7 protein-coding genes and 1 rRNA gene are annotated in these 9,187 nt (G+C 40.5%); all 8 read right to left on the reverse strand.

What is annotated here, in order from left to right:
• Nucleotides 1-59 precede the first annotated feature (59 nt).
• The gene (locus tag BM192_RS17165; protein ID WP_037442455.1) at nt 60-1,325 is read right to left on the reverse strand and encodes a sensor histidine kinase; all 1,266 of its coding nucleotides are present in this window, start codon (nt 1,323-1,325) and stop codon (nt 60-62) included.
• Nucleotides 1,309-2,679: a sigma-54-dependent transcriptional regulator gene (locus tag BM192_RS17170; protein ID WP_037442458.1), complete on the reverse strand. Its 1,371-nt coding sequence runs from the start codon at nt 2,677-2,679 to the stop codon at nt 1,309-1,311. Before BM192_RS17170 ends, BM192_RS17165 begins: the two co-directional genes overlap by 17 nt.
• 18 nt (nt 2,680-2,697) lie before the next feature.
• Nucleotides 2,698-3,876: an ABC transporter permease gene (locus tag BM192_RS17175; protein ID WP_037442460.1), complete on the reverse strand. Its 1,179-nt coding sequence runs from the start codon at nt 3,874-3,876 to the stop codon at nt 2,698-2,700.
• A gap of 27 nt (nt 3,877-3,903) precedes the next feature.
• On the reverse strand, nt 3,904-5,145 hold the full coding sequence (locus BM192_RS17180) for an ABC transporter permease (RefSeq protein WP_037442462.1): 1,242 nt from the start codon (nt 5,143-5,145) through the stop codon (nt 3,904-3,906).
• An 8-nt stretch (nt 5,146-5,153) separates the two neighbouring features.
• Nucleotides 5,154-5,819 carry an ABC transporter ATP-binding protein gene (locus BM192_RS17185; RefSeq protein ID WP_037442464.1) on the reverse strand — a complete coding sequence of 222 codons (666 nt, stop codon included), beginning with the start codon at nt 5,817-5,819 and terminating at the stop codon, nt 5,154-5,156.
• Between the two features lie 19 nt (nt 5,820-5,838).
• Nucleotides 5,839-7,290: a TolC family protein gene (locus BM192_RS17190; RefSeq protein WP_037442466.1), complete on the reverse strand. Its 1,452-nt coding sequence runs from the start codon at nt 7,288-7,290 to the stop codon at nt 5,839-5,841.
• 11 nt (nt 7,291-7,301) lie between these two features.
• Nucleotides 7,302-8,549 carry an efflux RND transporter periplasmic adaptor subunit gene (locus BM192_RS17195; protein ID WP_037442468.1) on the reverse strand — a complete coding sequence of 416 codons (1,248 nt, stop codon included), beginning with the start codon at nt 8,547-8,549 and terminating at the stop codon, nt 7,302-7,304.
• 344 nt (nt 8,550-8,893) lie between these two features.
• A 5S ribosomal RNA gene (gene rrf, locus BM192_RS17200) occupies nt 8,894-9,005 on the reverse strand.
• Nucleotides 9,006-9,187 lie beyond the last annotated feature (182 nt).

Consider the following 9,187-nt stretch of genomic DNA (forward strand, 5'->3'; position numbering starts at 1 on the left):
AAAAACGCGGCTTTCCGGCATTACATGCCGGAAAGCCGCGTTTTGTTTTATGCAAATGCTTATTTAAAAAAGATAGAGAATGCTGTCAGTCCATCAGCGGTAGTTTGTAAACTAAATTCAAATCCATGATTAATGAGAATTTCTCTTACCAACGTAAGGCCTATCCCCTGCCCGTCTTTTTTTGTTGTAAAGAAAGGGCTGAATAATATCTCATCAACTCCACCAGAGAGTCCGGAACCATTATCTAAGATCACCAACTTTCCCTGTTCAGGATACAAATTCAATGAGATCTCACCAGAATCAGAAATTGCTTCTATCGAATTTTTTAATATGTTAAGCAGGGCCTGTTCCAGTTGTAGTGCATCAGCTTGAATATGAAATGGAGTTTCTGAACCCTTCACCAACAGGCGAATGACTTTATTCTCTACTGTAAAATGCATCAGGTCTGCTGCAGAATTAACCAGTTTACTTACGTCCACAGATGTTTTATTAACAGGCGATAATTTAACGAGATCTGCAAAATTCCGCATAAATAAATTCAAATTGTGATTCCTGTCCATTGCCACACCCAATGCCTTTTGCAATGCTATATTTTTCTGATCTGCCCATAGAACCGCATTTTGCAAGGTCATATCCATAATTGAATTGACAGGCCCTACAGTATTATTAACCTCGTGTGCCATCATCCGGATAACCTTGCTGTAAACCTGTTTCTCTGCCTCAAAAATCTCCGCAGTAACCTCCTCTATCATCATAAAAACTCTTGGAAAACCATGATCAAGAAAATGTGATTTCTGCACTTTAAAAGTACGGAGACTACCCGACCGGATCAGCTCCGATTCACCAATCTTCATGTTTTTAAGTTGTTTATCCAGCAGGTCCGGCAGGAGCCTGAGAAGTTCTGATGCGGTGGAATTGACCTGTTTCAATTCACCATTATAATCCAGTATGATAATACCTGTAGGTGAGGTTTCAATTAATTTATCCAGAAAAAAATGCTGTTCTTCCTGTTTAGTCCGCTCGATCCGGAGTTCATCGATCATATGATTGTAAACCATCACTAGCTCATCAACATCCTTTTTTCCTGTTTGCAGAAATTTTACGGTGAAGTCCTTTTCTTTAATCGCCCGAATTCCTTCCCGTAGATACTCTAGCGGTAATATCAGGTCCTTATAGAGTTTCCAAGCTAGAAAAAAAGACAACAGAATCAGTATTTCAGCGATCATAAAAATTAGCGGATGTTTCTCTAATATCAGATAACTCAAAACCAGACAAACCACATGGCATATGCCGGTAAATAGCAGATACTTAGTCTTCAGTTTCATGGAAAGGTATTTGATGTTTTTCCAGTCTCCTATACAATGCATTCCGTGTGATGCCTAATGAGGCAGCGGCTTTAGTGATCCTGTTCTGATGGAAGCTCATAGCCCTTCGTACCATCTCAGCTTCTATTTCGTCCAGTGTCATTGCGCCAACACTGGGTAGAGACAACTGATCTGTCTTTATCGGCACAACCTCCAGCTGGGTCTGAAAATCAGAAATGTCAAGAATATTATTTCTGCTAACCAGAATCGTACGTTCCACCAGGTTTTTAAGCTGTCGGATATTTCCCGGCAAGGGTAAATGCTTCAGCCATCTCATCGCAGCCGGCGAAATTGAAAGGGCCGGTCTGTTATAGATCTCCCTTAAATTATTCAAAAAGAACTTAACTAATAACGTAATATCATCCTTTCGGTTACGCAGGCCTGGGAGCTGAACTGTGATGAGATTAATCCGATATAAAAGATCTTCTCTAAATAATCCGGACGAAACCAATTCATGCAGATTTTTATTTGTCGCGCAGATCACCCTTACATCTACCGTTTTACTACGGCTGCTACCCAGTACCTCATAGGTTCTGTCCTGCAATACACGGAGCAGTTTAACTTGGCTTGCAGGCTCAAGATCGCCTATCTCGTCCAAAAAGATAGTCCCCTTATTAGCGAGTTCAAACCGGCCGGTACGATCGAAACGTGCATCAGTAAAAGCTCCGCGAACGTGCCCAAACATTTCGCTTTCAAAAAGAGTAGAGGAAATCCCTCCTAAATTCACTTTAATAAAAGGTTTTGTCCGTCGACGGCTATTTTCATGTATAGCCTCCGCAATCAGCTCTTTACCTGTTCCACTTTCCCCAAGAATCAGGACAGACGCATCAGTAGTGGCGACCCTGCCTATAGTTTCCAGGATTTGAAGCATCTGCGCGTCCTCCCCAATAATAAAAGGGAAGTTATATTGTTTATCCAGCTGACGACGCGTCAGGCTCACCACTTTTTCTTTTTCTAAATCCAGCAGTGTGCTAACGCTATTTAACAGATGATCATTCTGCCAGGGCTTATTCACAAAATCATTAGCCCCCATCTTCATTCCCTGAACAGCCAGGTCAATACTTCCCCAGCCGGTAATCAGAATGACAGGCATCGTATAGTTCTTACGGATCTTCTCCAATACAGACATCCCTTGCTTTCCGGTCGTACCTATAGAGAAATTAAGATCCAATAAAACCAGATCAGGTTCCTGCTGTTGAATTATTTCCATCGCTTCCTCCGGATTGTCTATTCCTAGCACTTCATACCCGGCATTTCCCAGCAATAAAAGCAGCGACGTTCTGACAGCAATATCATCATCTATAACTAAAATCATACTTTTTGAATATAACAATTATTCTTCATGAAGGGCCATTGCAGGCATAATTGCAGCGGCTTGTTTTCCGGGGTAAAGTGCACAGATAAATACCAGGAGATAAATAAAAATGCAAGAGATAAATATGGCAATAAAATAAACGCTGGATTTCAGGTCAAACACCTTGAGCAGAGGAAACTGGATAGCAAAGAAAACACCGATCAGTAAGGAAAATGTTGTTAAAATTAAAGCCTCCGTGACCAACTGCCTGTTTACGGCAAATGCACTCGCTCCAATCGCACGTCTTAAACCAATTTCGCCCTTACGCTGGTTAATATTGTACCAAAGCACACCGAAAAGACCTAAAGAAACATTAAAGACCAAAAAGCTAGCAATTATAGCAAATATCAACATCGGTGTCGTCGTCTGCCTGTTTCTGGAAGCCCTGATATCATAAAGATGAGACAGTTCTATGGAAGACCCTTTCATGGTATTTGATAATAATTTATACAAATTACTTTCAAAAGCAGCATCTGCATCCGGACTGACCCGGATTAAAATCCGGCCCGCCCATTTCACATCTCCCGGCTTAAGCTGGCTAAACATACTGTTTCCACTTGGCAGGTAGTCACCATCACTTTTGATATCGTTGATCACGCCTATTATCTCCGCCTCTTTTTCTGCTTTCCCTGTAATTTTACCAATTGGATTATCGGCCCCAAACATTTCCTGACTCAAAGTTTTTGTAATCAAGATAGGTTTGTGTTTATTCAAGCTGTCTTCTGCGGTGAACCATCTGCCCGCAACAAGTTCAGTTTCCATTACTTTGGGATAGTCTCCTTCTATACTATAAACATTGACACCGGTAAAAGATTTATCTTTGTAATCGAGATTACTATTAGAAATACTGTTTGAGTAAGGGAAATTACCACCGGAAAAGCTATATGATTTTACCTGAGGTGCAGATTTGAGTACATTTCTAACCTGATCATAATAACGGACCAAGGAATCTATTTCCTTAAGCTCAGGTGGGTTACTGTAGCGCAGCACCCATACATTTTCGTAATTAAATCCCAGTGATTTCCGGTAGTTCTGATAGTAGAAGATAAGAAAGGAGCTGAGAATAAAAATAACCATAAAGGAAACTACTATCTCCGCAAGGAACAGGGAGTTTTTCTTTCTCCGGTTCCATATTAATTTAATCAAATGCTTGAACATTGTTATATTTTTTGTGATGAAGAATTTTTAAGCTTTTAAGGCTGTTACTATATTTAACCGGGACATACGCCATGCTGGATAAACTCCGGACAAAAATCCGAAGACAAGACAAATCAGGACGCTATAGAACATAACTGTCGCATTTAGACTAAGATCCATACCTGGAAAAAGATCTGATGAGTTCAGAAAATACATCAGCAGGAGGGAGAATATTATTCCAAAAATTCCTCCCAGTAAAGTAAGTATTACATTCTCCACAATAAACTGGTAAACTAACGTTGTCGAAGATGCACCAAAAGCTTTACGCACTCCTATCTCCGACGCACGTTCCATAATACGAGTCATATTGATATTTACCAGATTGATGGTCGGCAACAGCAAAAACAGAAATACCATACCACTTAAAGTGATCAACACTTTACGCATCCCATTGTCATGCGCATCGCTAGTGCGTGCCACAGACCTCGTTAAATTCTCCATAAAGGTGTCCGCGTAACTAACGAGCTGATCAAATTCAGCATTTTCAATAGGTACTTTGCTGACCATCTGTTGATACTGCTGCTGTATTCTCGGCAGATCAGCAGCATCTTTTGCTAATAATATACCGTTATAATCGCCTAGCAAATCCTTATACGAATAATCTTGTTTCGATAGAGTATAGGGAATGTACAAGTCACCAGCGACATTTCCGTTCAGTTTATTTACATCTCTAACCACCCCTATTACTTTGTAATCAATATTATCAACCTTAATAAACTTCCCCGTCACGAGAGTAGCATCTCCAAAATAAGCTTTCTTTGTAGCTTCAGAAATCACTGCAACAGCGTCTTTATTCTTTAGCTGTGTGTTGGTATATGGTTTTCCTTCCAGAAACGTAAATTCCATGACCCGCCACAGGTCGGCATTCGTAAACCGGATTCCCAGTTCTAATTTCTTATCATTAACATAAGCATTGACAGATTTTTCATAAGCAATAATCGCCATTGCCTCGATGTTTTTCAGAGAGGACACGTACTTCTCCAAAAAATAGATTGATAAACTACTCCTGTTAATCCATCCTTTTTCTGTATTACTCATCTGCATTGACGAGATATAGAGAGACCGGTCTCTCTTGGCCTCCGGGTAATCTACGCGTATGGTCTGGTCCAGAAAAGCAGTTCCTACCATAAGTATGGTTAGGGTTATACTAATTCCGAAAAGGCTGATAAAGGTGAAAAACTTTCTGCGCTGCAGAACTGCAATGGCTATTTTAAAATAATTCTTAAGCATACCTTTTTTTATTGAACTTGTGAACCATCAAACAATCTCACCAGACGATGTGTCTTTTTCGCCATATGCTCATCATGGGTTACCATGACAATGGTAGTCCCGTCGACTTCATTCAAGCGCAGCAGGATATCCATAATCTCGTTTCCCATTGCACTATCTAGATTCCCTGTCGGCTCATCGGCCAGAATAATTTCAGGTCTGCCGACGATCGCGCGAGCAATAGCCACGCGCTGACGCTGTCCCCCTGATAACTGTGTCGGAAAATGGCTCATCCGGTTACTCAAACCTACTTTTTCCAGTGCTGCCGCTGCAAGTTCACGACGTTCCGACGAAGAAATATTCCTATATAATAGAGGCAGCTCTACGTTATCAAGTACCTGCAGATCATTAATTAAGTGATAACTCTGAAAAATAAAACCTAATTTCTTGTTTCTGAATCCTGCCAGCTGCTTGTCCGAAAAGGCATTTGTATTCTGCGTATCAACAACGATCGTTCCTGACGAAGGCTGATCCAATAATCCCATAATATTTAATAAGGTACTTTTCCCACAGCCTGAGGGTCCCATAATAGAAAGGAATTCACCTTTGGCTACATGCAGATTGATGCCGTTAATAGCTAGTGTTTCGACCGTATCCGTCCGGTATACTTTTTCAATATTTTTTAGTTCAATCATGTTTACAATTTTAGCTGATTTATTTATAAATTATTTTTTCATTTTTTTCAAAGTCGTATAAAGACAAGTAACGGAGCTGATAATAGGCTTCCCAGAAATCACGTAGCGAGGCAACATAATCTCGTTTTGCACGATCATTTTCCTGAAAGGCTATACTTAACTCAGTAATTCCAAGATTCCCCAGCACATATCGCTCACTTGCGATTTTGTATTTCTCTGCTGCTATGTTTTCTGCCCTTGCGGTCAGCACCAGTTGATCTTTCATCATATTAATTAAAGTCACCTGGGTAATAATTTCCTGTTTGAAAATCTGTTTATCCTGTTCAACCGCGTAGGTTACAAACTGGGCATTTGCCTCGGCGGTCTTAGTCCGTGATTTCGACCTCCCCCAGTCCAGAATAGGAATGGATAATTGCATCTGAACGGACTGTTGAGCTTTTGGTGAACGGTAGATATCAAACACAGATCCGGCGGCGTTAGAAAATCCGGCATTGACCTTCAGATTTGCAATCAGACCGTTTTCCCCTTTTGCTTTTGCGATATCGCGGTTGGCCTCAGCAATCCTTCTGACAAAAGCAATTGCGTCAGAACGGTTTGCGTATGCCTCCTCCAAAACCCGTTCTGCTGCAACCTGCATAAAGTTTATAGCTTCAGGCATTTGTAGAACGACAGGAGATCCAGACTCCATTGCTGTATAACTATATAGATTTAATGTGGCGATTTCCATGTCACGCTTCGCAGTGCCCACGGCTTTTTCCGCATTAAGCTGTTCTAACTTTAATTGTAAAATTTCATTCTTAGCTACCTTCCCCAGTTCAAACTTCAACTCTGCAATCGTTAATATTTTGAGTGTGTTTTTTAGATTTGTTTCGGCAATCTGCAGATTTACCTGAGCAAGCAGCAGATCGAAATAATATCCGGTCACCACTAGCGCGATCTTCTCTTGAGCCTCTATATAACTTTGTTTACTTTCGTTCAATTTGAGTGGCTCGATCTTCTTGTCCCATTTCAATTTAATGAACTGAAGTATTGGCTGTGTATAGCCAATTCCATAAGGTATTCCATTATATAAAACATTATTCCTGTCAAAATCATTAAAGCGTTGTAGTTGAGTGGTTCCATATATCTTACCTCCTGTGGCGGCAATTTGTTGGGAGAAATTAAGTGCAAGGGATGAATTATCATTATGAATAGGCTGAAAGATAATGGTCCCGTCAGGTTGCAGGACCTGGGTATAGCTTTTGTTGTATCCTGGAAGCGTACCTTCCAATGCTAATTGCGGCTGATAATCTGCTTTAAAGCTTCGCCATTCCCAATACCGTGTTTCACGGACGGTGACGGCTTGCTTCGCAGCTATCGAATTCCTTTTTGCGGAATCAATAACTTGTGAAAGGGACAACCGGATAGTATCTTGTGATGCAACTGACGGATGAGGCATAAAAAAGCAGATAAAAACAAGTATAGAGGTCATCAGGATTCAAATTATGGTGAAATCACTATTTCAGATTGATTTTTGTAAGTGTTCATGTCGGAAACGATCACCTGATCCCCGACATTCAGGCCATTTAGAACTTCGATATAATCGAAATTGCTCAACCCGGTTTTTATCTTAGTTCTCACAGCTTTTCCTTTAGTAACTACAAATACATCTTGCAAATTAGAACCATTGAATGCTGCTCCATTGGTAATGCGCATCGTCTTTTCATGTACAGCAGTGATTAGGAAGATTTCGACTTTCATATTCGGCCTTAAAAGTGAGTTATCATGTTCCTCCAGCCGTACGTCAAACGAAACAATACCATTCTTTACTGAAGGGGAAATATTTATCACTTTTCCCTTTAACTGCTTTTCCCCAATACGTATCACTGCAGGCATATTAGTATGCAAGTTTTCCAGCTGAACATCTGAAACACTGCCAGCTACTTTAAATGAACTCAAATCAGCAATTCTAGCTAGCGCCTCCCCCTGCTGTATACTAGCCCCAATATTCTGGTTTACCCAGGTTACTACACCTGTTCTGGATGCCACAATATCTGCCTGACCCATTTTGCGTTTTAGCGCACTAACCTCGTTCCGCTGTATGGCCAGAGCCAGTTCAGCCTCCCGCAATTCAATTTTCATAGTCTTTTGTTTGCTGCTTATTTCATTTTCGAGCTGCTTTTTCTCGAGTTGAGCAACCTTAAGATTTAATTCCGCCTGTTCTATATCTTCCATAGTACCACCACCGGCCTTATACAGTCGCTTTGCTCCAGTAACCATGTCCGTCAAATTACTTATCCGTAATTGCTTAATCTGGTTGCTTGATTTAATATCGAAGTAGCTTTTTTCGAGGTCAAGTCTCAATTTGTGGATCTCATTCTCTTTCGATTCAATGAGAAATTGAAGTTTTTCATACTCGGTGGTGATGGAAGACTTATCGAGCGTTAAAATAGATTGTCCGGCATTCACCTTCTGGCCTGCATCCAGTAGAACGCGCTGAACAGAAGCAGCAATAGGACTTGACAATACTTCTTCGAATTCAGGTAGAACCTCCCCTGTAGCGTTAATAGTATTAGTCACTGACCCACGTTCTACCATTGCTGTGGAAATCTTGGAAGCAGATAATTCCGATCGGAATACCTGCCTTAAAAACCAGATGGCAAGCAGAAGAACCAATGCCATTAAAAATGAAATAGTCCACCACTTTCTTTTTTCTGAAGCTAGGATTGCTGAGGGTAAGGGTCTGTCCATAAATAATATTATGCTTACCCTGATTACAAGCAAAATGCCAATATTAAATAACTATATACTAGGCAGTTACATTAATTTCAATTAAAATAAATGCCCGATATCGAACATAACGGTTATTTACGGTCAAAATTTGTTGAAATGTGGAAAGACGATATAATAAAAATGCCGACTGTTTGATTTTATTCAAACGACGGCATTATAGAAGACAGCAAATATGCTGGGCATAAGAATTAAAGAAATGCAGCGGAGCTGCCTCACCAGAACTGTAGCATGAATATACTTCAGCAGAAAAAAACCTGATAAACAAGAAAAGCCTGTAGTTTTCACTACAGGCTTTCTTTAAGATTTGGCACCGACCTACTCTCCCACGTGTTACCGCAGTACCATCGGCTCTGGTGGGCTTAACTTCTCTGTTCGGAATGGGAAGAGGTGGACACCACCGATATAGGCACCTAAATGTTTTTAATGTTAATACAGCTACCAATCACTAGATTAATTCGCTGCATAAACAATGACATATTATTGAAAGAAGTTAGTATGAAGAACAAACAACAGTATTCTGCTTTTGAAAGCTTCGGATGATTAGTATTACTCGACTATGCTGTCACCAGCTTTACATCTATAACCTATCAACGTAG

The sequence above is a fragment of the Pedobacter antarcticus genome (assembly GCF_900112985.1).
GTDB classification, from domain to species: domain Bacteria; phylum Bacteroidota; class Bacteroidia; order Sphingobacteriales; family Sphingobacteriaceae; genus Pedobacter; species Pedobacter antarcticus.

Bases quoted from the DNA above. Each gene is read 5' to 3' on its own strand.
- BM192_RS17175 (WP_037442460.1), bottom strand. From the start codon at position 3,876: ATGTTCAAGCATTTGATTAAATTAATATGGAACCGGAGAAAGAAAAAC.
- BM192_RS17190 (WP_037442466.1), bottom strand. From the start codon at position 7,290: ATGACCTCTATACTTGTTTTTATCTGCTTTTTTATGCCTCATCCGTCA.
- BM192_RS17185 (WP_037442464.1), bottom strand. From the start codon at position 5,819: ATGATTGAACTAAAAAATATTGAAAAAGTATACCGGACGGATACGGTC.
- BM192_RS17165 (WP_037442455.1), bottom strand. From the start codon at position 1,325: ATGAAACTGAAGACTAAGTATCTGCTATTTACCGGCATATGCCATGTG.
- BM192_RS17170 (WP_037442458.1), bottom strand. From the start codon at position 2,679: ATGATTTTAGTTATAGATGATGATATTGCTGTCAGAACGTCGCTGCTT.
- BM192_RS17180 (WP_037442462.1), bottom strand. From the start codon at position 5,145: ATGCTTAAGAATTATTTTAAAATAGCCATTGCAGTTCTGCAGCGCAGA.
- BM192_RS17195 (WP_037442468.1), bottom strand. From the start codon at position 8,549: ATGGACAGACCCTTACCCTCAGCAATCCTAGCTTCAGAAAAAAGAAAG.